Raw genomic sequence first — 22,249 nt, 5'->3', positions numbered from 1 at the left:
GAATTATCATCGGGTTGTTCAGGCTCACCATGGCTAAGAAAGTGGGTAGCGCGGGAAGAAACCGCCCTGCGCGTTGACGCGGAAACCGGAAAGAGGCCACGATGAACATACTGTTATGGGTCCTGCAAGTCCTCGCCGCGTTCCTGTACGGATCGTCGGGCGTCATGAAGGTCTTCCTGTTCGACAAGGTAAGCCAGGACGTCCCATCCTTTGGCGCCTTGCCGCGAAACGTCTGGATGACTCTCGGCATCCTGGAACTCATATGCACGGTCGGGCTCATCGTCCCCGCCGCGTTCCATTGGCAGCCGCCGCTGACCATCCTGGCCGCCACGGTCCTCGCGGTCGAGAGCCTCGTATTCGTCGGCGTGCATGTCAAGTACCGCGAGGTCGCGCCCATGATCATGAGCGGCGTGCTGGGCCTTATCATGGCGTTCATCGCGTACGGCCGGATAGTACTGCAGCCAATTTTCTGACCGACTGCTCGTCTCACAAAGAGTCTTTTGTGAAACCTTTAATTCGAGGAGACGTTGTCCATGACGGACTGGTTCGCACGCCCCATCTTGCACGTCAAGGACGTTGATGCTTCGCTTCGCTTTTACATTGACCTGCTCGGCTTCACGAGCCCATGGCGCTACGACGAGGAAGGCAGCGCGCGCGTCGCAGAGGTCGACCGGCAGGGCAGCGCTTTCATCCTGGCCAACAACATGGCTCCGGAGAAGATTGGCAAGGGAGTGATCTTCATCTCCCTGAACGTCGAGCCAGCAACATACGAGGTCGCGGTCGCCGCGCTCGATGCGCTACGCGCAGAACTCGAAGGCAGGGGCGTTCCAGTCAAGGAGGGTTCGTGGGGCTATCGACTTCTCGTGGTCGATGATCTCGACGGCAATCAACTCCTCTTCAACTATCCCAGCGAAACTGCATCCGGCAAGATTCCTGAAGATGACGACGCTGCCTGAGTCTCACCAAGGGTAAGTTGTGAAACTGCGCCTGTTCGGATATTCAATTAGCGAACCGCAGAAAAATGATCTTTCAATGACCTATCTCTGAGACGGGCTCTCCGTTACTCTCATTCAAAGGAGTCATGGGATCATGAAAAACCTGTTCGATGCGACGGTCGCGAATCAGGTAAAAACCCGGCTGGGACAATTGGAGCCGCAAAGTGAGAGGCGCTGGGGCACGATGACCGCGGCGCAGATGCTGGCGCATTGCTCGGTGAGTATGCAGTGGGCGGTCGGAGAAGTGGTGCCAGAAAAGGGAGCGCTACCCGCACGTCTGATGGGGCGGCTGATCAAGCCGATTGTGTTTCGGAACGAAGACCCGATCCGGAAGAATTCGCCAACAGCCAGAAGCCTCATCGTGGCCGACGAACGAGATTTGGGCAAGGAACGGGACCGGTTATCGGGACTAATTGACAAATTTGCGGCGGGAGGGGCGGCAGGGTGTACGAGCAATCCGCATACTTTCTTTGGAAAGATGACGCCGGAGGAGTGGGCGATTTTAATGTACAAACACCTTGACCATCATTTGCGCCAGTTCGGCGTTTGACCGTCCCGCAAAGGGTAAGTTTCGGGACAAACAGCGAAGCCACTGTAAACGAAGGCTCAAGCGTTCCGAATATCCATCGGCGGGTGGCCAAGATCTGAATAATCGAAGCATGGGTGCCCCAGGTCTCGCTTCTGAGACCTGGGTTTCCACAGCGCCACATCTCTCGGTTTGCATCAGACAGCGGGGCCGCGAATCGCCCCGAAACTTACCCTTTTCGAGACAACTCAATCTTGCCATTCAACAGTCGCGCCATTCAGAAGTCGATGCGAAGTCTCCAGCGCAATTTGTTTGGCCTTCTCAATCGTCGGCCATACTCCAGCACCCGTTATGTTGCTGCGTCCGTCCCCGCAGAAATGTATTGAAAGAAGAAACCCGCCACTCACAAATGGGGTGATAGTAAACTCGAACTTTTCTCTGGCGTCTGATGCTTCTTCTCGAACCATTTGTGCCCTCTATTGCGTTAGCCGCTTTTCACTCCAAACATATCAGCCGTTTTCTATGCGTCCCGAAACTCACCCTTTGTGGGAATGAAGTCTATACGGTGATCCGACACATTTAGCTCCTGCCATCTCACCAACCTTTCATTTGCGTAGAATTACCCACAATTCCAGCACAATGAAGAGAGTCGGCTGCCATAAATCTTCAACACCGGTTCCAGCCGCCGAAGGAGTCAAGCGAATGTCAGAAGGCACGCAAACTGCAACCGTCGAATATTCCAAAGAATCAGTGAGAACCAAACTGGCCAAATATGTACAGCAGGCCTTGGTCACACCGGCAAAACCCGCGGAACCCTTCGATCTTTCCTGTCCCGCCGCCGCCAACCCCGCCGTCGCTCGCTGCTCCCAGGCCTACACAACTGCTCACAGCTCAGCCGCCAAGCAGGGGGAGAACAAGTGGGACAGTGAGCGTGCAGCCAAAATCGCCTATCGGAACGCCATGCCGCCGCTCTCCGGCCCAAAGAACATCCGCGATTTCATCGCCTGCGTCGCCCACGCCATGCTCATCGACGCCATCAACGGCTCAGATGCCGCCCGGCTTCTTTACGCCGCCCAGATCGCCTCCGCCGCCCACAGTTCGCTGCTAAGAAAGAAGAACAAATCCAGCACAAAAACAGCCCCAAAACCCCCTGAAAATGAGCATATTTCACACCCAATTTCGTCATTAACTCCAGCATAATGAAACAGATACAACAAAAACAAGGTACCCCCTACCCCCACCCTGAAGATTGACCGGTTTTTTTTTTCTCCTACGGCACACCAATTCGAGTAGTGGGTCAGTTTGAAGGGCAGGGCTTCAGCGTGGAGGGGATGGACTTGAGATTGAAGGGTACGGGCTTTAGCCCGTACATTAAGCCATGCAATATCAAGGGGCTTTAGCCCCTGAGGGCTTGCCTTTCTCAAACTGACCAGACTCCAATTCGCATCCGCCCGCGATCTTCTCTATCATTCGAATGCAACCTGAAAACCAGAAGTCAGCCCCAAATCTGCCCCCGTAAGCGCCGCAAACCATGACCGAATCCATCACCGTCTCCAAAGAGGACTACCTCAAAGCCATCCTCGAAGCTGAATCCGAAGGCCTTCACGTCATCCCGGCCACGCTCGCCCATTGGCTTTCCGTCTCCGCCCCAGCCGTCACCATGGCCCTCAAGCGCCTCAAACGTGACGGCTTCGTCGAAGTCAAGCCCGACGGCATCGTCCGACTAACCGCGAGCGGCAAAGAGACCGCCTACCGCACCGCCCTCCGCCATCACCTCATCGAACGCATGCTCTCCGAAATCTTCGGCATGGAGTGGTACGAAATCCATGCCGAAGCCGAGCGCCTCGAACACGCCGTCTCACCCGCCTTCGAAGCCCGCCTCATCGAAAAACTCGGCGAACAGGGAACCTGCCCCCACGGCAACACCGTCCTTCCCGAAAGCCCGACTCAGCGCCGCCGCCGTGGCCTGATCCAACTCTCCGAAGCCGCCGAAAACGCCGATTACGTCGTCACCTCACTCTACGAACGCGACCCCAAACTGCTCGTTTTCCTCTACCAGTCCGGCATCAGCCCCACCACCCGTATCCGCCTCGTCGCCAAAAACTACGACCAGACCGTCTCCATCGAAACTCCCCTCGGATCAACCACCCTGGGCCGCCCCGCCGCCGAACGCGTCTGGGTCAAACGAGTCCCACTTCGGGACGGCGCAAAAGATTCGATGAGATAAAACGCGGCAAATAATATTTATTAACCATGGTTAATGCCCTATGGCATACTCTTGCTAAGGGGGCAAGTCCGTCCCTCTAAACCATGGCGACCCAGATGACCGAAAATCCGTCCGGCGAAATCCCTGTCGAAGTCCTTCGCCCCTCCATGCCGGACATTTTTTCCTCGGTGCGCGTCTCTCAATCGCCGCATCTCTGGCGCCGCCTCCTCGGTTTCATCGGCCCCGGCTTCCTGATCTCCGTCGGCTACATGGACCCCGGCAATTGGGCCACGGACCTCGCCGCCGGTTCGCGCTACGGCTACACCCTGCTCTTCGTCATCATGCTCTCGAACCTGATGGCCATCCTGCTGCAAAGCCTGGCCATCAAATTAGGCGTCGCCACCGAACAGGACCTAGCCCAGGCCTGCCGCGCCAACTCCAGCCGCCCGGTAGCCTACGCCCTCTGGTTCATCGCAGAAATCGCCATCGCCGCTTGCGACCTTGCAGAAGTCATCGGCTCGGCCATCGCGCTGCAACTGCTCTTCCACATCCCGCTGATGATCGGCGTGCTTATCACCGGTGTCGACGTGCTTTTCATCCTGCTCCTGCAAAATCGTGGCTTCCGCTATCTCGAAGCGCTGGTCATCGTGCTCATCGGCACCATCGCCGCGCTCTTCGGCATAGAAATCTTCCTCTCCCGCCCCGAATACGCGCCCATTCTCGCCAACCTGCTAATTCCGCAAAGCCGCCTGCTCACCGACCCCGAAATGCTCTACATCGGCATCGGCATCCTCGGCGCGACCGTCATGCCGCACAACCTGTATCTGCACTCGGCCATCGTCCAGACACGCGACTACCCCCGCACAACCGAAGGCAAGCGCGAAGCCATCCGCTTCGCCAACTGGGACTCAGCCGCGGCCTTGACCATGGCTCTATTCGTCAACGCTGCGATTCTGGTCGTCGCAGCCGCTGTCTTCCATCGCAGCGGCCACACCGAGGTCGCCGAAATCGAAGATGCCTTCCGGCTGCTTTCCCCGTTGCTCGGCGTCGGAGCCGCCAGCGGCCTCTTCGCCATCGCGCTTCTCGCCTCCGGCCAGAACTCGACTCTGACCGGAACCCTCGCCGGCCAGGTCGTCATGGAAGGCTTTCTCAACATCCGCCTGCCCCAGTGGCAGCGCCGCCTGATCACGCGCCTCGCCGCCATCATTCCCACCATAATCGTCGTCGCGCTCTACGGAGAACACGGCACCGCAAAGCTCCTGATTTTCAGCCAGGTCGTCCTGAGCATGCAACTCAGCTTCGCCGTTTTCCCGCTGGTAGCCTTCACCAGCGACCGCCGCAAGATGGGTCAGTTCGTAAACGCCGCATGGCTCAAATGGCTGTCATGGACGGTAGCCGTAGTCATCGCTGGCCTGAACATCTGGCTGCTCATCCAGACATTCCAAGGCCACTAATTAAGCTTCTTTGAACTGGAAATAGGCCAGATTCATATTGCCTTCGGTCAAGATGTGAACGGTCAACACATTCTTCCCAGCCGCCAATTTCAACCTCATCAGATCTTTCATCACTGAGTGATTGGACACGGCCAGAATAGCTATCGATTTTGCTGGGGCGAAAGCACTTGATTTTGGGCGCATCGGGACATGCTACCATTTCGTCGTTGCCTATGATCGTCTCTCGCTAGATTCGCGCCCGAAGCACTTCACCGCCATTCACTGCGGCAAGAAGGCTATGCCCGATTTTTGAACCCAGGCCGGAAGGCCGGTAATCCGAGAGCGAACAAATGATCCACAATCAGGCACACAGACCCTCGATATTCCCACCGATGCCCATCTTCGAGGACATCGCCACGCCGCGTCTTGACCTCGTCGCCGTCACGCCCGAATCGCTCCTCATTCAACGGCGAAACAGCCCGGCCATGAGAATCGAACTAGGAAGCGTCCTCGGCGCTGAAGTTCCCGACGAGTGGCCGCACGAGAATTGGGAGCTGCATGTCTTCGAATACCTGTTGAAACTCTTTGCCGAGACCCCGGAAGCGATTGGCTGGTGCCGCTATCTGGCCGTCCGCCATGAAACCGGTCGCACGCTCATCGGCACCTTCGGTTGCGGACTGCCGAAGCCCGACACAGGAGAAGCAGAGATCGGCTATGGAATCCTTCCAGTCTGGCAGCGCCAGGGTTTTGCGTCCGAGGCCGTCGTCGCGATGCTCCCGTGGCTTCAATCGCGCCGAAAGATTCGAGCCTTCGTCGCGCAAACCTTTCCTCATCTGCGCGGGTCGATCCGCGTACTCGAAAAGACTGGCTTCGCGCCCGCAGGCACTGGCTACGAGGAAGGCACGATTCTCTTTCGGCGCGGCCCCGTTGAGACTCCTTAGGCTCCAAATGCGTTAATATCGCTCCTGTCGAATCAATATCAGAAATCGTTTCCCTGGAGCGAGAGCATTGCGATTCAACCCAATACTGCCAGCCGGAATTGCCTGGACCCTTGCCGGAGCCATCGCTTGCGGACTCCTGCCCCCTACTGTCTACGCGCAGCCACCCCGGCCCGTCACCATCACCGTTCACGCCGACAAAACCATGGGTCCCTACAAGCCCATCTGGAATTTCTTCGGCGCGGATGAGCCGAATTACATCTCAGCCCCAAACGGCCAGAAACTGCTTCATGAACTCAGCGCTCTGAGCCCCGTTCCCGTCTATTTCCGTCCGCATAACCTGCTGACAAGCGGCAACGGTGAAGGTTCGCTTAAGTGGGGCTCGACCAACGCCTATACCGAAAAGCCCGACGGAACTGTCGTTTATGACTGGACCATCACCGACCACATTTTCGACGCCCTCACTGCTGCCCATGTGCGTCCTCTGGTCGAGATTGGCTTCATGCCCGAAGCTCTTTCAATCCATCCGGAGCCCTATCGTCACACCTTTCCCAAAGGCGACATCTACACCGGCTGGAGTTATCCTCCGAAGGACTACGATAAGTGGGCGAAGTTAGTCGGCGCATACGCCGCGCACCTCAGGCAGCGATATGGCGCAAGCGTCGACCAATGGATGTGGGAAATCTGGAATGAGCCGGATATCGGCTACTGGCACGGAACGCCCGAAGAGTACGACCACTTATACGATGTAAGCGCCAACGCAATCCGCACCGTGCTGCCGAACGCGCGCATCGGCGGTCCCGAATCGACCGGAGTAGCATCCAGCCGCGCCGAAGCCTTCCTGCGCCAGTTTCTGGAGCACTGCGCCCACGGAGTAAACACCGCGACCGGCAAGACCGGCACGCCGCTCGACTTCATCAGCTATCACCCCAAGGGCAGGCCAGTTTCCGTGAATGGCCACGTCCGCATGGACATTGGCCATCAGCTTCGCGCCGTTGATCGCGGGATGCGAATTATTGCAAGCTATCCCGAGTGGAGGAATACGCCGATCGTCCTCGGCGAAAGCGACCCCGAAGGCTGCGCTGCCTGCAAAGGACCGGAAAACGGCTATCGCAATGGACCGCTCTACGGCGTGAGCGTCGCCGAAGCCACCATGCGCACCTACGAACTCGCCCGCAAATACGGGCTGACCGTCGAAGGCTCGGTAACATGGGCCTTCGAGTTCGAAGACCAACCCTATTTTGCAGGCTTTCGCGAGTTAGCCACCAATGGCATCGACAAGCCAGTTCTAAACGTCTTCCGCATGATGGGCATGTTAGGCGGTAACTGGGCGCAGACTGATAGCTCCGGCGCACTTTCTTTAGAAGATATCGAACAAGTAGGAGCCGTCGGTTCGCCGGATATTAACGCCGTCGCCACAACGCAGACAACTCCAGACAAGCATCATGAAGCCAGAATTCTAATCTGGCACTATCACGATGACGATATCTCCGGTGCGGAAGCCGCCATCCAACTCAGGCTCGAAGGATTATCCGGCGAATCAGCCACCGCCGAGGAGTTCCGCATGGATGCGAGTCACAGCAATTCCTATGCGGTGTGGCAACAGATGGGCAGCCCGGCCCAGCCGACGACCGAGCAGCAACAGAAGCTCGAAGCTTCCGGTGCGTTGGAACAGATCGTTGCGCCTCATTCCGTCCCCGTGGCGAACGGCACGACCGAAATCAGCCTGACTCTTCCGCGTCAGGGAGTCGCCTTGGTTCGCGTGCGGTGGTAACACCGCGTAGCCAGCCTTTACACCCCACACCCCAACCACGGACAATAGAGCTTGAATTAATCACCTGCGAGGATCCCCACCATGCCACTCACCGGAGAAGCAATCCGCCTGATGAATTACATCGATGACGTGTCCGTAACGCTGCGCCGCATTCTCACCGGAGTAGCCACATTGACCGATGAGGAGCGGGCACGTGTCTCCGCGCATCTCGCCCAGGCCAAACCTAGCGCCAAGGATGTTCTCGACGCGCTTGCCGCCAAGTAGCCGGTATTTCCCGCCGTCGGCGCTGGCTGTTTCCGTCCGGAGCTTGAAGATTCTCGGGTGAATTGCTTGACCACTGCCCTAATTACAGTCGCAATCATTGGCGCAGGTCCGCTGGGCCGCCAACTCGCTCGACATGCCGCAAGCGCAGGCTTTAGAGTCATCCTGGAAGACGTGATGCCGTCCAGCCTCCGTCACGCCGAGGAGTCTCTGCGCGAAGAACTAGGCCCGGAAGCGATGCCGCTGGTGAGCTTTGCCCGCACCGTCGAGGAGGCAGTGCGGCATGCCGACCTGGCCATCGACTGCGTCCCTGATGAACTCGAATCCAAGCTGGAAATCTTCAGCTTGCTGGATCGCATGGCGCCGCCGCGCACGGTCTTCGCCACGCCGACGACAAGTCTCTCCATCGCCGATCTCGCCAGTTGCACCTATCGTCCCGGCCAGTGCATCGGAATCGATCTGAAAGCCGCACAGCTTTCCCTGAAAGCAGCAGAGATTCCCATCCGCGTCACCAGCCAGACCACCCCGGAAGCGCGAGCTCTGGTCTGCGAATTCTGGCAGCAGCTCGGATATGCGCCCAAAGTAGAACTCGATGCCGCAGAGCCGCTTTTCCGATAGGGAAAGCCTTAAAGATTCGCAGCAAAGCCGTTAACCGTCCTGTTGCAAATCCGTCCAAAACGCAGAACCAGATCCAGAACCAGCCGTGCGATCCGGTTTGCGATCCAGTCTACGGAACCGGCCGCTCCCTTTCTGCGTACAACTCCTCAGCATGCCGTCGGGCAAGCTGAGCCTGCGATCCTCCTATGCAAAACTTTGGTGACATTCTCGGGGAAGTCTTCCGCGCCATGATGGCCAACAAGCTGCGCACCTTCCTCACCATGTTCGGCATCGCGTGGGGAGTGGGTTCGCTTCTGGTTCTGGTAGGTCTGGGCGAGGGCTTTCGTTCCGGGCAACGGCGCAACCTGGCCAGTATCGGCAACGATGTGGTGATGACCTTCAACGCGACGATTCCGGCGCTGCCCAACCAGCACACAGCGATGCGCCCGTACAAGCTCACGTTGCGGGACGAGATTGATATGCGCAAGCTGCCGGAGCTTCGCTCGGTGACGGCTACTCTGAACCGGAACGACTTGTACGAGGTGAGCGCCTGGTCCAATACTTCCATGCTGGTTTTAGGCGTAGAGCCAAATTTCTCGGAAATCCGGTTCGTCCCGGTTGCACAGGGCCGTTTTCTGGACGATGCGGATTTGACCGAACATCGCCGCGTGGCGGTCCTGGGTTCGAAAGCTGCGCATACACTCTATCCGGGGCATCCCTTTCTGGGCGAATCGATCACCATCAACGGAACGAGGTTCACGGTAGTCGGTAGCGTGGCCACCATCGCCCGAGGCGGTCAGGATTTCGACGACCAAAAGGTCTATATCCCGCTCACCACCGCGCAGGAACTATTCGCCATGAAGGGCGAAAACATCCCGAAGGATGCGGTGAACACGATTCAATATCAGCCTGCGACCAAGGGTAACAGCGACGCGGCTGTGCCTGCGGTGCACCGGGTGCTGGGACACAATCACGACTTCGATCCTTCGCTCAAGGACGCATTCGATGAGTTTGACAGTATTCACACCAGCCATCTGGTGGATGTGATCTTTGACGCCATGGACCTCTTCCTCGGCGGAGTAGGCATCGTTACGCTCGGCCTCGGAGCGGTGGGGATTATCAACATCATGCTGGTTTCGGTGACGGAGCGAACGCGTGAGATCGGGCTGCGCAAGGCGCTGGGCGCGACCAAAGGCAGCATTCTGGCGCAGTTTTTCTGGGAGGGGCTGATCCTGACCGGCGTGAGCGGGATCATAGGCATTGGCATTTCGGCAGGATTCATGGCGATCCTGCAAGGGCTGCTTACAGGTAAGATGCCGGGCTTCGACCCGCCTCAACTCGTTTGGTGGTCGGCGGCGCTGGCGCTGGGTTCGCTAGCCATCTGCGGCATCGTCGCCGGCGTCTACCCAGCAAGCATGGCCGCTGCGCTGGAACCGGTAGAAGCACTTCGCAGAGAATAGCGGGAAGGGAATTGCAATGCTGAAAGATATTCTCGGTCAGGCCTGGGAGGCGATGGTTTACAACCGCCGCCGCACCACCATCACGATCATTGGCATGGCGTGGGGCATTGCCACAGTGGTGCTGTTGCTGGCGTATGGAGCAGGCTTCAGCCGGGCGATTGAAGCTATCTTCGCGCAGTGGGGCACGACGCTGATCGGGACCTTCCCCGGCCGCACCAGCGAGCAGGCGGGTGGAGACAAGGCGGGAGTGCAGGTGCGATTTACGCAGGACGACGTGGACCTGCTGGCGAACAGCGTACCGGGAATGGTCCACATTACGCCGACAGTGAATAAGGATGTGCCGGTGCAGGACGATCTGCACACCTACACCTGGACGGTGAACGGCGTGCTGCCGGTGGCCGAAGAGGTGATGCATCTGCCGGTCGAGACCGGACGCTTCTTCAACGGGGCCGAAGAGGCGCAAAGAGCGCATGTGGCCGTCATCGGAGCGGAATCGAAAACGAAGCTTTTCTCCGGCCAGTATCCGATCGGGCAGTCGATCCGCCTCAATGGCATTCGGTTCACGGTGGTCGGCGTGCTCGAATCCAAGATGCAGGAGGGAGACAACGATAACAACCGCCAGGTCTACATCCCCTTCAGCACCATGGGCGACATTAAAGACACCAAGTACCTCGACGGCATCTGGTTGAACTACGTCGGAAATTACGAGCTGGTGGAAAAAAATCTGCGCGCCACACTCGCCGCGGCACATCACTTCCGGCCCTCGGATCACCGCGCGATTTATGTGGCAAACATCATGGAAGAGCTGAGCCAGTTCCGCATTCTTTCGATTGCCTTGCAGGTTTTGCTGGCCCTGGTGGGCGCGCTGACGCTGGGCATTGCCGGCATCGGACTGATGAACATCATGTTCGTGGCGGTGCAGCAGCGCACACGCGAGATTGGGATCGAGAAGGCGCTGGGGGCGCACAAGCGGCATATCCTGACGCAGTTCCTGGCGGAGGCGTTTGTGATTACCGGGGTGGGCGGCGCGCTCGGTATCATCCTCGCTGAGGTGGTGTCGGTGGCAGTGGGGCGGATTACCTTCTACAGCGCCATGGCCACCCACGCGGAGGACGCGGATATCTATCTGCGCATCTCGCCGACATCGGTGATGGTTGCTACGGGAATTCTCGTTGTCACTGGCCTCGTCAGCGGCATGATTCCGGCCATCCGCGCCGCGAACCTCGATCCAATCGAAGCTCTGCGATACGAATAAGGTCAACGATGCAGCGGTGTCGCACCGCCAACTCGCTAACGCTGCGCGAGCGGCGCTAACCCGCCAACGAGCTGTTTCTACACCGGCGGCAACGCGTCGACTACCGGCACTCCAGCCGGCGGAGCGAAATGAAATGCGGCGTCCGGGATTGAGGTATTCGCGGCTTCGTCCGTGAAATTGAATCGTGTCTCTGCGCCATCTGCTTCCACAATCAATATTCCTGTAATAGCGCCTGCTGCGGTCACGGTGAGCGACAGCTTTGCAATGCGCTTTTGCTGGCCTTTGGGCTGTCCCGAGAGCGTATATGTTCCGCCAGGCCCCGTCGCCAGTGTCAAGCCCTGCAATTCGGACTCGATCTTTGTATGTCCGAGCAGAAAACGCAGCGGCGACCGGAGATCGTCAAGCTGGCTGGCGGCGATCCGTTGCACCTGCGTGTCGCCCGGAGCATAGAACCACGCATATTTGCCATCGAGGACGAAGACCTTACCTGCTGTGCTCTGATACTCCCAGCGCATGCGCCCCGGCTTGCGCAGCATCATTACGCCAGCTTCGGAGCGATGCATCCCGAGGCCGTCATATTGCTCCTTGAAGCTGGCCTTGAGCGTTTGCAGATGGTTGTAGTGGTCGTCGACGCGCTTTGCCAGGTCGTTCGCGGAAAGAGCAACCTGCTGACCGGCAACCGATAGGGATGCAGCAAAAAGCAGCAGAGCCGTGAGGAAAGATACGCCACTCCCGGCCCTGCTGCCCGCTTTTCTCGATTCGGATTTGCTCACTGGATCGACGCAGTGCAGTTTGTTCCGCCCTGAGGATCGGCCTTGATCTCGCTGTACTCGTCTATGCAGAAACCGCGATAACCGGTCTTGCCCACCGCCTGCGGAACCGCCGTCACCTGGAAGCTGGTGATCTGGTCGGTATTGTTGACCGTAACCTTGGTGCAGTTGACGATGTTGAATGTGTAGCCGGCCTTCACTCCGGCAGGCAGATCGCCTTGCAGCAACTGCGCCGAGGTTGGCGTCGGATTGCCCTGTTTCGGATCGCCGCCCAGAGCCTGCAGCGAACATGCAAAGCCGTTCGCCGGGTAGGTGGTCTGATACTGGATTTCAGCCTTGTAAATAGCTTGCAGCGAATTGATCGCCGAATTCTCGTTCGCCGAAGCCTTCATCTTGTTGAAGTTCGGGATCGCCATCAACATCAGGATGAGCATGATGCTGATTACGATCAACAACTCCATCAGCGTAAAGCCGTTGGGGCGTTGGCGTGGGGTCTTCATTCTGAGAGTATTCATGGGTGTCCAAAGCCTCAATGTTTGAGCCATCATCCTGGCATTGCCGACGACAAGCGTTCAAGCCTGTACGAAAAGAATCCTAACCGTTCGCCTGCTAAAAAGAAAGTCCTTCGCGGGCGGCGAATTGCTGGCTTTCGCCCGCCTTAGACTGCTGCTAACGCAATAGACGCAGCGAGTTCGAATTTCGCTTGAATCCGCTCAACAAACCAGCCGCGAACGGTGCAGTTTCAGCCCGTCCAACCGGCCCAGCAGCGTAACCGCGATCCGCTCGGAGACAAACAGTTTCTGCGCCATCTGCTGCACCTGATCCGCCGTGACCGCGTCCAGCCGCTCCAGTACCTCTTCCACACTGAAGAAGTGGTTGAAGTACATCTCCTGCCTGGCGAGGTTCGACATCCGCGATCCTGAACTCTCCAACCCCAGCAGAATGTTGCCCTTGACCTGCTCCTTGGCGCGGTGCAGCTCCTCGTCGGTCAGCAGCGACTCCTTCAGTGCGCGGAACTCGGCCATCACCAGGTCCAGCATCTCCAGCGTCTTGTCCGCCGAGGTGCCAGCGTAGACGCAAAGCGCACCCGTGTCGCTGTACGGACTCAGATCGGAATAAATGGAGTAGGCCATTCCGCGCTCTTCGCGAATCGTCTGAAAGAGCCGCGAACTCATGCCGCCTCCCAGCACCGTGTTCAGAATCAGCGTCGCGTAGCGGTTCTCGTCCGTAATCGGTGGCGAAGGCACGCCCAGGCAGATCTGCACCTGTTCGAGCGACCGCTTGTTGCGCAAAATAATCGGTGCGCTCACCTGCGCGGATTGAAACGACATCTCCGCCGTTCCGGAAGCCAGCGTCTGAAACTGCTCCGCGACAGCTGCCACAAACTGGTCATGATCGAGATTTCCCGCCGCCGAAAAGACCATATTCCCAGCCCGGAAACGCTCCGAATGATAGTCGAACAGCGTAGGCTGCTGAAGTCCCGAAACGGTCTTCGTCGTACCCAGAATCGGTTTGCCCAGCGGCTGATCCTTCCAGAAGTTCTGTGTAAAGATCTCGTGCACCAGCACGTCGGGATTATCCTCGTCGATCTTGATTTCTTCCAGAATCACCCCCCGCTCGCGCTCGATATCCGTATCGGCAAAGGTGGGGTTGAGCACGAGGTCGGAAAGCACATCGAGCGCGATAGGCACATGATTCGAAAGCGCCTTGACGCTGAAGCAGATCGTTTCCTTGCCGGTAAACGCGTCCAGATTGCCGCCGATCGCATCCATCTCCCGCGCAATATGCTGCGCCGAGCGCGAGCGCGTTCCCTTAAATAGCATGTGCTCGACAAAATGCGAGATGCCGTTGATCTCGGCGGATTCGTAGCGCGAGCCGGACTTGACCCACACCCCCATCGAAACAGAGCGCAGATGCTCCATTCGTTCGGTAAGCACAATCAGCCCATTGGGAAGAACCGTGCGGCAGAGGTTTCGTTCTGTCGTGGTGTCGGTTGCGGTCGGGTCGTTATTCGGCATAGCTCACCATTCGATTGTATTCTTCCGCGGCACTGCGCGCCGAATGACCTTTCGCCAGGCTTCGCGGCGATGCTGGCCACGCGGCTAGAAACGCGAAAACGCAACCGCTGGTATCCTGAAAGTGGCCAATTCACGCTTTCGCGCCGGGATTCGCCCCATCCTTCATGACTGAGTCGACTTACAAATCCGATGCGACCGCCGGAACGCTGATTTCACTGGACGGCTACGCAGCCGAAGCCAGCCCGATCCGGCAGCAGCTGTTTGGCCTCGACTCCGCCGCCCTGACAGCGCTGTTCCAAGAGCTTGGCGAACGCCCCTATCGCGCCAAACAGCTCGCAGACGCGCTCTACCGCCAGCGAGTCACCCATCTCGATCAGGTCACTACGCTGCCGCAATCCCTGCGGGACAAGCTCACCGCAGCGGGGTGGGAAGTCGGCCGGCCCCATATCGCCGAGAGCTTCCGCAGCATTGATGGCACCGAACGCTACCTGATTCAGACCGGCATCCAGACCGTCGAAACCGTATGGATGCCCGAAGGCGACGATGGCGCGGAGTTCAGCGAAGAAAATAGCACCGAAGCCAGTTCGCCTGATGCCACCAGTAGTTGGAGACGTGCAACCATCTGCGTTTCCAGTCAGATCGGCTGCGCCGTCAACTGCCAGTTCTGCCTCACCGCCAAACTCGGCTTGCAGCGCAATCTCACGCCGGGCGAAATCGCCGGGCAGGTCGTCGCCGTACTCGACCGCCATCGCGTCGAGCTGAACAAGAGCCGTGTCAATCTCGTTTTCATGGGGATGGGCGAGCCGTTCCTGAACTACGACAACTTCATGGCCGCCGTCCGCCTACTGATGGACGAGGTTGGCATCGCCGCGCCGCGCATGACCGTCTCCACTTCCGGTATCGTCCCGGGCATCCTACGCTTCGCCCAGGAAAAAATCCGGCCCAAGCTGGCCATCAGCCTCAACGCGCCCAACGACGAGGTCCGCGAAGCCATCATGCCCGTCAACCGCAAATGGAACATCGCAGCGGTTCTGGACGCAGTGCGCACCATCCCGTTCCGCCCGCGCGAACGAGTCACCTTCGAATACGTCATGCTTGGCGGCATCACCGATCAGCCCGAGCACGCAGCCGAGGTCATCCGCCTCGTCCGGCGCGCTAACCTGCCCGCGATGGTCAACCTGATCGCCTGGAATCCCGGCCCCGGCATCGCCTTCAACAGCCCCACCGCCGAGTCCGTCGCCGCTTTCCAGCAGCAGCTCCTCGCCGCCGGAATCCAGACCTACATCCGCCGTCCGCGCGGACGCGACATCTACGCCGCCTGCGGCCAGCTCAAGCGCACGACAGAAGGCGCAGCCCTCGCAAGCTAATTCGCCCTCCCTAGTGGGCGACTGGCTTCACGCTTCCGCAATCCGCGCCCTTGTAGGTCGAGTCGCTCAGCATCGTGTACTCCACCGGCGCGGAGTTCGGCCCCATCGACATCGTGCCGACCATGTGCATCTTGGTCTTGCCATGGCCATCCTCGGTATACGACGCCTCCACGGTCCCTTTCGCCATCATTTGCCCCGTGCAACTGATGTCCGCAGTGTAGCCGTCGGCTTTCTTGACCATGTTGCTCACCTGGCAGTCCCCGCGCGTCTGCGGAGGAACGCCATTGTACTTATCGATCTGCTCTTGGCTGACGCATACCTGACTGGTTCGCGGACCATGCGCCGGACCCATCCCATTAGGAAATGGCGATTGTTGCCAGGTCATCTCAGTGGTGACTTCGTAAAGACCAGCCCTGCGGCCCTGCGCCCAGGCGACCATTGCCAAGGCTAGCGTGCAACAAGAAAGAACGATCCAACCGCGGCTCGCGCGCATGTTTTCTCCGTGGAACTAGGGGGATTTCAGCGGTACCACCAGCGCGACCTAATGTACGGGATCAGCAGGGAAGTGGGGAAGCGGAATCTTGGAGAATCGGGGAATTCTCCGTCAGTTTCTGACAACCGCAAACCGGCCCAGCTCCATCAGCGCGCCGGTCACTCGGTCGCTCGCGTGTCGCAACACATCCCCTTCGCTCAGGAAGTTGCCCACGATGCACCGCACGCCCATGCTCTCCACACGGTCCACATCGGGCGTAATCGGCAGCGAGCCTTCGGCAGCGTAGCGCAGCAGCATCTCCGGCGAAACCGGTGCGGTATTGATAATCGCGTAATCGAAGATCGGTGCTCCGGTGTGCTCGTAAATCTTCTGAATATGCTGCGAGGCGCTCAGACCGAGGCTTTCATTGGCTTGGGTCATCAGGTTGCAGATGAATACCCGCAACCCGCGTGCCTTCGCCAGAGCCTCCGGAATGCCCCGCACGAGCAGATTGGTGATGAGCGACGTGTATAGCGACCCGGGGCCCACGGTGATCAGGTCGGCGCGCTCTATCGCCTCGATGGCTTCGGGAAGCGGCGCAGCGTCAGGCGGATCGAGCATCAACTCCACGATGCGGCACTTGCTTGCGGTAATGTTCGTCTCCCCGCGCACCAGGCTGCCGTCGTCCATGCTGGCCACCAGCGTGGCGTTGGCGGTAGTCACCGGGTAAATTCGCCCGCGTGTGGCGAGAATTTTTGATGCAAGCTGAATCGCCTGCCCGAAATCCCCGGTAATCTCCGTCAGCGCTGCAACAAAGAGATTGCCGAAGTTGTGGCCTTCTATGTCTCCGCCAGAGCGAAAACGATGCCGAAAGAGCTGCGCGATCAGGTCTTCTTCCTCGCTGAGGGCCACCATGCAGTTGCGCAGGTCGCCCGGCGGCAGCATGTTGAATCCCTTGCGCAATCGCCCCGAAGAGCCGCCATCGTCGGTAACCGTCACCAGAGCGGCAAGATCGGTAATCAGGCTCGGCTCGACGGTCTGGCCCGGCATCTGACCCGGCGCCGCCACATGCCTGCGCAGACCGCGCAACAGGGTCGAGAGCCCCGTACCTCCCCCAATGGCCACCACCCGCAAGGGCACCGGCTGCACGCTCGTCAACGAGGTACTCAAAATAATCTTCCTTCGCGGGAGGGGCGTCTTGAGTTCTTCGAAACGAACGACTCCGCTCTAACTACATTCTACGGTGCCTCGGGGTAGAGCAATTCCGTGAATCGCGGATCGTCCTGCATGCTCTGGAAGTCGGTATCCGTGCGCGCCTGCAAACGGTTGCGTGGATTACCCTCAATCGCCATCGCCAGATGTTCCAGGCATTCCTCGACCTGCCCGGTAATCGCATCCAGGACTGCCAGCCCGTAAAGAGCGAAGTCCGCCGAGGGATGTCCTTGAAGAATTTCGCGGAATTGGTCCCGCGCCTCTTCGTAGTAGTCCATGTTCAAGAGCGACACGGCGTAGTCGTACTGCTCTTCCGGGGAAGCAAACTCCAGCTTGGTTTTGCTCAGTTCCCGGTGACAAGCTGTTACATACATCCGGCAACGCTCCGCCAGCGGAGGCGGGGCAGTTCCCAGCAGCTTCTCAAAGGCCACAAGCGCCTTCTCGAATTTGGCTTGTTGCAGCAGTTGCAGAGCGGCCTGATAGTGCTGGACCGTCGCCGCGTCCTGATGTGTGATCCCGTGGTTCGCCGGGCCTCGATTCACGGTACCGGTTCCGCCGGGACGTTCATTGGGCGGAATTGCCTTCCTACGGGTGGACAAGGGTATTCGGGCCTCGAGCGTCATGTTCAGTCGTCGCGCCATCGCAATCACTTTGGCAGATTCACGGACTGGTCCGCGTTCCACAAAAGTATTCATGGCTTCAGCCCCTCTTTATACGCAGAACCCCGCCTCGCGTCAATGGCCTCGGGTTTGGCCTCCAGTTTAGCCACGTTTGTCCCCAACTCGGGGCGGTATTTCCCGCCCCACCGCGAGGGTGCAGCGAGTGTCTGGACCGCGTGGTCGCTAATGGACACTGCGATACACCGCGGGGTTCAACGCGGGGTCGTTATACATCTTCAATTGCCGGTATAGTTTGAAGCGCCGGCTGCCGGCCACGGCCTCTTCCCACAATCGGACAAGGCAAGCGGCAAGGTCGCCGCGCTGCTCGGCGAGAATTGCAAGCCGCTCCATGTTGCGCTCCATATGGCCCTCCGGCGCACCCGCGCGCTCCATCTCTTCGCGGGTGTGAAACAGCTTCAGAGCCAGGATCGAAAGCCGGTCGATCATCAGACCGGGGGATTCGGAGTGTAACGGCGCTCTTGGGTTCGGCAGCTTCTCCAGCGAAAGGCGCTCGAGCAGCGCCAGGTCGATCTGTTCGGAAAGATCGTTGCGACGCTGATTCGTCTCGTCGATGCGTCGCTTGACGCGCGCCAGATCGGCATCGGTCGCTCCCGGTGTCCGGGCTTCGTCCTCCGTATGCCAAAGCACGAAGTTGGCCAGGTGCTGCCTTGCCACCAGCGAAGCCCACGGATCATCCGGAGGACGCCAGATCTCGAACGCGTCCTGGTGCCAGCGTGTCGTAAGTTGGTCATGGAGTGCGGGAATATCGGTAAAATTCAACATCGCCAATCGCTTTCGTCTGATTGAGTGTACTCTCCAAGGCCTGTCCTGGCCCAAGCCCGGAAGCGCAACGTCATAGGGCACATGATAGGGGCACACGGGAGAGACCAAACGATGCGCGCAACCTGCCCTGCAGGTTGTGGTAGAACTATCCTCAATCGACACAACCGCCCCTGAGTCCGTATCTGTTCCGCAACGCAACGCGACGCCATTCACTCCAGAGTCAGGAGAAAAACCATGCCGGAGAGAAGCCAGCGGTTTCTGTGCATAGCCAGCTACGAAAAAGGTCACGACTTCCTGCGCCAGCTCGCCGATCTGGGCATCCACACCACGCTCCTCACCGTTGACAAGCATCGCCATGCGCCCTGGCCGGCCGAGTGCCTGGAAGAGCTGGTGACCATGCCCTCGGGACTCACCAATGAGCAGATCCTCAACACCGTCACTTGGATGGCGCGCAGCCGGAACTTCGACCGCCTTGTCGCTCTCGACGAATTCGATATGGAGATCGTTGCCCAGTTGCGCGAACACATGCGCATTCCCGGCATCGGCACATCCGCCATCGCCTATTACCGGGATAAGCTCGCCATGCGCATGGGCGCCCGCGACGCCGGTTTCCTCGTTCCTGAATTCGTCCGCGTGCTCAACTACGACGAACTACGCGCCTACATGGATCGCGTTCCGGCTCCGTGGCTTCTGAAACCGCGCTCCGAAGCTTCCGCGCTCGGAATCAAGAAAATCCAAGTGCCGGAAGACCTGTGGCGCGCTCTCGACGAACTTGGCGACCGGCAGAGCTATTTCTTGATGGAGCAGTTCGTTCCCGGCGACATCTTCCACGTCGATTCCATCGTGAGCGAAGGCAAAGTTGTTTTTTCGTCGGTCCATCAGTACGGCCGTCCGCCCATGCAGGTCATGCACGAGGGTGGAGTCTTCACCACTCGCACCGTCGACCGCGAGAGCAGCGACTGGCAGCAACTCACCGAACTCAACGCCAGCCTCGCGCCAGTCCTCGGCCTCCAGCGCGGCGTCACGCACGGCGAGTACATCCGTGCCCACGCCGACGGACGCTTTTATTTCCTCGAAATTGCTGCCCGTGTGGGCGGAGCCTTCATCTCAGACCTGGTCGAATATTCCACCGGCGTCAATCTGTGGCGCGAATGGGCAAAGATCGAAGTCGCGCACCTGCGCGGCGAGGTCTACACGCCACCCGTTGCCTTTGAGGAATACGCCGGCAGCGTCCTGTGCCTCGCTAAAGAAGAAGAGCCGGACACCTCCAGCTTCAATGCGCCGGAGATCGTCCATCGCATGAGAAAGCACCACCACGCGGGCCTCATCGTGCGCTCCAGAGATCCGCAGCGCGTCTCTGAATTGCTTGAAGAGTATAGCCACGCCTTCTTGAACCAGTTTCTGGCCACCATGCCCGCACCCGACCGTCCCACCGCGTGATGATTTCCAACTGCCCGATGATGTAAAGTCCTGATGAGACAGACTCCAAACCAAGAAAGCAGCAACATGGAAAAGCAGTGGCAGTACCCGCATCGCCGTTGGAACCCACTTCGCCGCTCCTGGGTCATGGTTTCGCCGCATCGCACCCAGCGCCCGTGGCAGGGAGAAGTCAGCAAGTCCGCAGCCCCCGCCAGCCTCACCTACGATCCGGAATGCTATCTCTGCCCCGGAAACAAACGCGCCGGCGGAGAAGCAAACCCTGACTACGATGGCGTGTTTTCATTTGTAAACGATTACGCCGCCGTCCTCCCGAATCCTCCCGCCAGCGTGGACGAAACCTCCTCACCGCTGCTGGCCGCGGAACCCGTTCAAGGCATCTGCAAAGTCCTCTGTTTCCATCCCGACCACAGCCTCACGCTCGCTAAAATGCAGCGGCCCGACATTCGCCGCGTCATTGACGCATGGGCCGCAGAAACCGAGGAGATTGCCGCTCAGGACTGGATCAAGCACATCCAGATCTTCGAGAACCGGGGCGCGATGATGGGCGCGAGCAATCCGCATCCGCACTGCCAAATCTGGGCCACCAGCCACATTCCCGATGAACCAGCCATCGAAACCGAAGCCCAGCAGGCTTATCTCGCCGAGCACGGCTCCTGCCTGCTCTGCGATTATTTAGCCGCCGAGCGCGCCTCCGGCGAAAGGATCATCGTCGAGAACGATCACTTTACAGCCGTCGTTCCCTGGTGGGCCGTCTGGCCCTTCGAAACCATGATCCTCTCGCGCCGCCATTGCGGCCTGCTCCCGGAACTCAAAAGCGACGAACGCGACAGCCTCGCCGACATCCTTAAGCGTGTCACAAGCCGCTACGACAATCTCTTCGACATCAGCTTCCCCTACACCATGGGCTTCCATCAATCGCCCGTCGACGGCGCGGCCCATCCGGAATGGCATTTCCACGCGCACTTCTACCCGCCGCTGCTGCGTTCGGCCACTGTCCGCAAATTCATGGTCGGCTTTGAAATGCTCGGCATGCCTCAGCGCGACATTACTCCCGAAGATGCTGCGGCGCGTCTGCGAGCTCTGGGCGAATAAGAAAGACACTACGCAATGGGATGTCTGACGTTATATAACTTTGGTGCACAAGGAGGAAACGCTCACATGCCCCTTTCCAGACAAGAGGCCCAGCAGCAACTCGCCAAAGAAGTCAAGTGGTGGCGCAAGAATTATTCGCGCCACACAGCCTGCGAAGCGCGGACCGGCTGGAGCTCGTACAAGGGCAACAGTCCGATCAACTGCGACTCAATTTTCGATTATGACTATAACTACATCGGGAATGCGTGGTGCGGCACCAGCGGCAATAAACATAAAAAGCGGACTGAGAACAAAAAGATGGTCGACGAGACGTCTTATACGATATTCAAAGAATCTGACCGGTCGCTCTCCGGGGGGAGAGGCACGGCGCATTTCATCGAGTCGTGGAGCGGTACCCAGTTCATCTGGCACTTCAAGCTGGAAGCTCCCGTCACTGTCACCGTCACCGAAACCGAAGCCACAGAGTAAAAATTCGCCTCATGGCTCTCGCGAGCGGTTTGCATTTACACAAACCGCTCGCGAAGATCCCTGTCACTGCATTGCTATTCAGTTTTGAAAGGGTGGGCGGCCTGCGGAGTGGTGAGCACGCTGGGAGTCGAACCCAGGACCCACGCATTAAAAGTGCGTTGCTCTACCAACTGAGCTACGTGCTCCTGAAGGCCTTCCATTTACAAAGGTAGCACAATCTCCGGCCGGGTCAGATTCCGTCCTGATTCCTTCCAGGCCCACCAATCGCAAATCTGGCAATCGAGTCACGGCCCGATTTTCGACCACAAAATTACCTCAATCTGCCGATTCTTCCTATAGCAGAAGGTTTCATGAGGGCTACCGGTCGGCCGATTCACGGAGTGCCCTGTCATGCACCAGACTTGCTATCTCTTGGAAGACCCTCAAAATGTTACCGTACAGCAAGAAAAATGCTTACTCGCCGTCCCGATTAGGCACTGAGCCGCCGGTAACAAGAAAGTGGTACACGAGGGTAACCGCAGGG

At 58.8% G+C, this 22,249-nt stretch carries 23 protein-coding genes and 1 tRNA gene; 16 read left to right on the top strand and 8 right to left on the bottom strand.

Annotation, left to right across the window (positions count from 1 at the left end):
* The first annotated feature begins 101 nt into the window (after positions 1–101).
* From OHL23_RS12975 to OHL23_RS12920, 12 genes are all read left to right on the top strand, one after another.
* Entirely contained in the window at positions 102–473 is a 372-nt protein-coding gene (locus OHL23_RS12975; protein WP_263352308.1) for a DoxX family protein, read from the top strand.
* A gap of 60 nt (positions 474–533) precedes the next feature.
* The gene (locus tag OHL23_RS12970; protein WP_263352307.1) at positions 534–956 is read left to right on the top strand and encodes a VOC family protein; all 423 of its coding nucleotides are present in this window, start codon (positions 534–536) and stop codon (positions 954–956) included.
* 133 nt (positions 957–1,089) lie between these two features.
* A complete protein-coding gene (locus tag OHL23_RS12965) occupies positions 1,090–1,545 on the top strand; it encodes a DUF1569 domain-containing protein (protein ID WP_263352306.1) in 456 nt (151 codons plus the stop codon).
* A 678-nt stretch (positions 1,546–2,223) separates the two neighbouring features.
* Complete coding sequence (locus OHL23_RS12960; protein WP_263352305.1) at positions 2,224–2,721, top strand: hypothetical protein; 498 nt, start codon at positions 2,224–2,226, stop codon at positions 2,719–2,721.
* A gap of 331 nt (positions 2,722–3,052) precedes the next feature.
* Positions 3,053–3,748: a metal-dependent transcriptional regulator gene (locus OHL23_RS12955; protein WP_263352304.1), complete on the top strand. Its 696-nt coding sequence runs from the start codon at positions 3,053–3,055 to the stop codon at positions 3,746–3,748.
* 95 nt (positions 3,749–3,843) lie between these two features.
* Positions 3,844–5,181, top strand: coding sequence for an Nramp family divalent metal transporter (locus tag OHL23_RS12950; protein ID WP_263352303.1), 1,338 nt, complete (start codon positions 3,844–3,846; stop codon positions 5,179–5,181).
* A 371-nt stretch (positions 5,182–5,552) separates the two neighbouring features.
* Entirely contained in the window at positions 5,553–6,101 is a 549-nt protein-coding gene (locus OHL23_RS12945) for a GNAT family N-acetyltransferase (RefSeq protein WP_263352302.1), read from the top strand.
* 67 nt (positions 6,102–6,168) lie between these two features.
* The gene (locus OHL23_RS12940) at positions 6,169–7,872 is read left to right on the top strand and encodes a GH39 family glycosyl hydrolase (RefSeq protein WP_263352301.1); all 1,704 of its coding nucleotides are present in this window, start codon (positions 6,169–6,171) and stop codon (positions 7,870–7,872) included.
* 81 nt (positions 7,873–7,953) lie between these two features.
* Positions 7,954–8,136, top strand: a complete 183-nt coding sequence (locus tag OHL23_RS12935) for a hypothetical protein (protein WP_263352300.1) — start codon at positions 7,954–7,956, stop codon at positions 8,134–8,136.
* Between the two features lie 66 nt (positions 8,137–8,202).
* Positions 8,203–8,751 (top strand): 3-hydroxyacyl-CoA dehydrogenase NAD-binding domain-containing protein, encoded by a 549-nt coding sequence (locus OHL23_RS12930; RefSeq protein WP_263352299.1) that lies wholly within the window; start codon positions 8,203–8,205, stop codon positions 8,749–8,751.
* Between the two features lie 185 nt (positions 8,752–8,936).
* Entirely contained in the window at positions 8,937–10,190 is a 1,254-nt protein-coding gene (locus OHL23_RS12925) for an ABC transporter permease (protein WP_263352298.1), read from the top strand.
* Positions 10,191–10,206: 16 nt separating this feature from the next.
* Positions 10,207–11,445 carry an ABC transporter permease gene (locus tag OHL23_RS12920; protein WP_263352297.1) on the top strand — a complete coding sequence of 413 codons (1,239 nt, stop codon included), beginning with the start codon at positions 10,207–10,209 and terminating at the stop codon, positions 11,443–11,445.
* Between the two features lie 77 nt (positions 11,446–11,522).
* Here the strand turns inward: OHL23_RS12920 and lolA are convergent, their stop codons facing one another.
* The 3 genes from lolA to OHL23_RS12905 all read right to left on the bottom strand — a co-directional run bounded on the left by lolA (position 11,523) and on the right by OHL23_RS12905 (position 14,233).
* Positions 11,523–12,218 carry an outer membrane lipoprotein chaperone LolA gene (gene lolA, locus OHL23_RS12915; protein ID WP_263352296.1) on the bottom strand — a complete coding sequence of 232 codons (696 nt, stop codon included), beginning with the start codon at positions 12,216–12,218 and terminating at the stop codon, positions 11,523–11,525.
* Entirely contained in the window at positions 12,215–12,715 is a 501-nt protein-coding gene (locus OHL23_RS12910) for a type IV pilin protein (RefSeq protein ID WP_263352295.1), read from the bottom strand. Before OHL23_RS12910 ends, lolA begins: the two co-directional genes overlap by 4 nt.
* A gap of 213 nt (positions 12,716–12,928) precedes the next feature.
* The gene (locus OHL23_RS12905) at positions 12,929–14,233 is read right to left on the bottom strand and encodes a M16 family metallopeptidase (protein WP_263352294.1); all 1,305 of its coding nucleotides are present in this window, start codon (positions 14,231–14,233) and stop codon (positions 12,929–12,931) included.
* A gap of 164 nt (positions 14,234–14,397) precedes the next feature.
* Here OHL23_RS12905 and rlmN point away from each other — a divergent pair, with 164 nt between their 5' ends.
* Positions 14,398–15,600, top strand: coding sequence for a 23S rRNA (adenine(2503)-C(2))-methyltransferase RlmN (gene rlmN / locus OHL23_RS12900; RefSeq protein ID WP_263352293.1), 1,203 nt, complete (start codon positions 14,398–14,400; stop codon positions 15,598–15,600).
* A gap of 10 nt (positions 15,601–15,610) precedes the next feature.
* Here rlmN and OHL23_RS12895 read toward each other — a convergent pair whose 3' ends face one another.
* The 4 genes from OHL23_RS12895 to OHL23_RS12880 all read right to left on the bottom strand — a co-directional run bounded on the left by OHL23_RS12895 (position 15,611) and on the right by OHL23_RS12880 (position 18,726).
* Positions 15,611–16,093, bottom strand: a complete 483-nt coding sequence (locus OHL23_RS12895; RefSeq protein ID WP_263352292.1) for a DUF3617 domain-containing protein — start codon at positions 16,091–16,093, stop codon at positions 15,611–15,613.
* A 111-nt stretch (positions 16,094–16,204) separates the two neighbouring features.
* Entirely contained in the window at positions 16,205–17,242 is a 1,038-nt protein-coding gene (locus OHL23_RS12890; RefSeq protein WP_263352291.1) for a gluconeogenesis factor YvcK family protein, read from the bottom strand.
* A gap of 68 nt (positions 17,243–17,310) precedes the next feature.
* Positions 17,311–17,979: a TPR end-of-group domain-containing protein gene (locus tag OHL23_RS12885; RefSeq protein ID WP_263352290.1), complete on the bottom strand. Its 669-nt coding sequence runs from the start codon at positions 17,977–17,979 to the stop codon at positions 17,311–17,313.
* A gap of 147 nt (positions 17,980–18,126) precedes the next feature.
* Positions 18,127–18,726 (bottom strand): DUF4254 domain-containing protein, encoded by a 600-nt coding sequence (locus tag OHL23_RS12880; RefSeq protein ID WP_263352289.1) that lies wholly within the window; start codon positions 18,724–18,726, stop codon positions 18,127–18,129.
* A gap of 234 nt (positions 18,727–18,960) precedes the next feature.
* Between OHL23_RS12880 and OHL23_RS12875 the strand changes: the two genes are divergently transcribed.
* The 3 genes from OHL23_RS12875 to OHL23_RS12865 all read left to right on the top strand — a co-directional run bounded on the left by OHL23_RS12875 (position 18,961) and on the right by OHL23_RS12865 (position 21,726).
* Positions 18,961–20,166, top strand: coding sequence for an ATP-grasp domain-containing protein (locus OHL23_RS12875; protein WP_263352288.1), 1,206 nt, complete (start codon positions 18,961–18,963; stop codon positions 20,164–20,166).
* 66 nt (positions 20,167–20,232) lie between these two features.
* A complete protein-coding gene (locus OHL23_RS12870) occupies positions 20,233–21,258 on the top strand; it encodes a UDP-glucose--hexose-1-phosphate uridylyltransferase (protein WP_263352287.1) in 1,026 nt (341 codons plus the stop codon).
* Between the two features lie 66 nt (positions 21,259–21,324).
* The gene (locus OHL23_RS12865) at positions 21,325–21,726 is read left to right on the top strand and encodes a hypothetical protein (protein WP_263352286.1); all 402 of its coding nucleotides are present in this window, start codon (positions 21,325–21,327) and stop codon (positions 21,724–21,726) included.
* 109 nt (positions 21,727–21,835) lie between these two features.
* Here OHL23_RS12865 and OHL23_RS12860 read toward each other — a convergent pair.
* Positions 21,836–21,911 (bottom strand) — tRNA-Lys (locus OHL23_RS12860).
* Positions 21,912–22,249 lie beyond the last annotated feature (338 nt).

The organism is Acidicapsa acidisoli (assembly GCF_025685625.1).
In the GTDB taxonomy this organism is placed as follows: domain Bacteria; phylum Acidobacteriota; class Terriglobia; order Terriglobales; family Acidobacteriaceae; genus Acidicapsa; species Acidicapsa acidisoli.
The sequence above is the reverse complement of the archived record's forward strand: the minus strand, read 5'-3'. Positions and strand labels throughout refer to the sequence as shown.

Excerpts from the sequence above, each read along its gene's own strand:
- OHL23_RS12975 (WP_263352308.1), top strand. The coding sequence starts at position 102 with ATGAACATACTGTTATGGGTCCTGCAAGTCCTCGCCGCGTTCCTGTAC.
- OHL23_RS12970 (WP_263352307.1), top strand. The coding sequence starts at position 534 with ATGACGGACTGGTTCGCACGCCCCATCTTGCACGTCAAGGACGTTGAT.
- OHL23_RS12965 (WP_263352306.1), top strand. The coding sequence starts at position 1,090 with ATGAAAAACCTGTTCGATGCGACGGTCGCGAATCAGGTAAAAACCCGG.
- OHL23_RS12960 (WP_263352305.1), top strand. The coding sequence starts at position 2,224 with ATGTCAGAAGGCACGCAAACTGCAACCGTCGAATATTCCAAAGAATCA.
- OHL23_RS12955 (WP_263352304.1), top strand. The coding sequence starts at position 3,053 with ATGACCGAATCCATCACCGTCTCCAAAGAGGACTACCTCAAAGCCATC.
- OHL23_RS12950 (WP_263352303.1), top strand. The coding sequence starts at position 3,844 with ATGACCGAAAATCCGTCCGGCGAAATCCCTGTCGAAGTCCTTCGCCCC.
- OHL23_RS12945 (WP_263352302.1), top strand. The coding sequence starts at position 5,553 with ATGCCCATCTTCGAGGACATCGCCACGCCGCGTCTTGACCTCGTCGCC.
- OHL23_RS12935 (WP_263352300.1), top strand. The coding sequence starts at position 7,954 with ATGCCACTCACCGGAGAAGCAATCCGCCTGATGAATTACATCGATGAC.
- OHL23_RS12925 (WP_263352298.1), top strand. The coding sequence starts at position 8,937 with ATGCAAAACTTTGGTGACATTCTCGGGGAAGTCTTCCGCGCCATGATG.
- OHL23_RS12920 (WP_263352297.1), top strand. The coding sequence starts at position 10,207 with ATGCTGAAAGATATTCTCGGTCAGGCCTGGGAGGCGATGGTTTACAAC.
- OHL23_RS12910 (WP_263352295.1), bottom strand. The coding sequence starts at position 12,715 with ATGAAGACCCCACGCCAACGCCCCAACGGCTTTACGCTGATGGAGTTG.
- OHL23_RS12905 (WP_263352294.1), bottom strand. The coding sequence starts at position 14,233 with ATGCCGAATAACGACCCGACCGCAACCGACACCACGACAGAACGAAAC.
- rlmN (WP_263352293.1), top strand. The coding sequence starts at position 14,398 with ATGACTGAGTCGACTTACAAATCCGATGCGACCGCCGGAACGCTGATT.
- OHL23_RS12895 (WP_263352292.1), bottom strand. The coding sequence starts at position 16,093 with ATGCGCGCGAGCCGCGGTTGGATCGTTCTTTCTTGTTGCACGCTAGCC.
- OHL23_RS12885 (WP_263352290.1), bottom strand. The coding sequence starts at position 17,979 with ATGAATACTTTTGTGGAACGCGGACCAGTCCGTGAATCTGCCAAAGTG.
- OHL23_RS12880 (WP_263352289.1), bottom strand. The coding sequence starts at position 18,726 with ATGTTGAATTTTACCGATATTCCCGCACTCCATGACCAACTTACGACA.
- OHL23_RS12875 (WP_263352288.1), top strand. The coding sequence starts at position 18,961 with ATGCCGGAGAGAAGCCAGCGGTTTCTGTGCATAGCCAGCTACGAAAAA.
- OHL23_RS12870 (WP_263352287.1), top strand. The coding sequence starts at position 20,233 with ATGGAAAAGCAGTGGCAGTACCCGCATCGCCGTTGGAACCCACTTCGC.
- OHL23_RS12865 (WP_263352286.1), top strand. The coding sequence starts at position 21,325 with ATGCCCCTTTCCAGACAAGAGGCCCAGCAGCAACTCGCCAAAGAAGTC.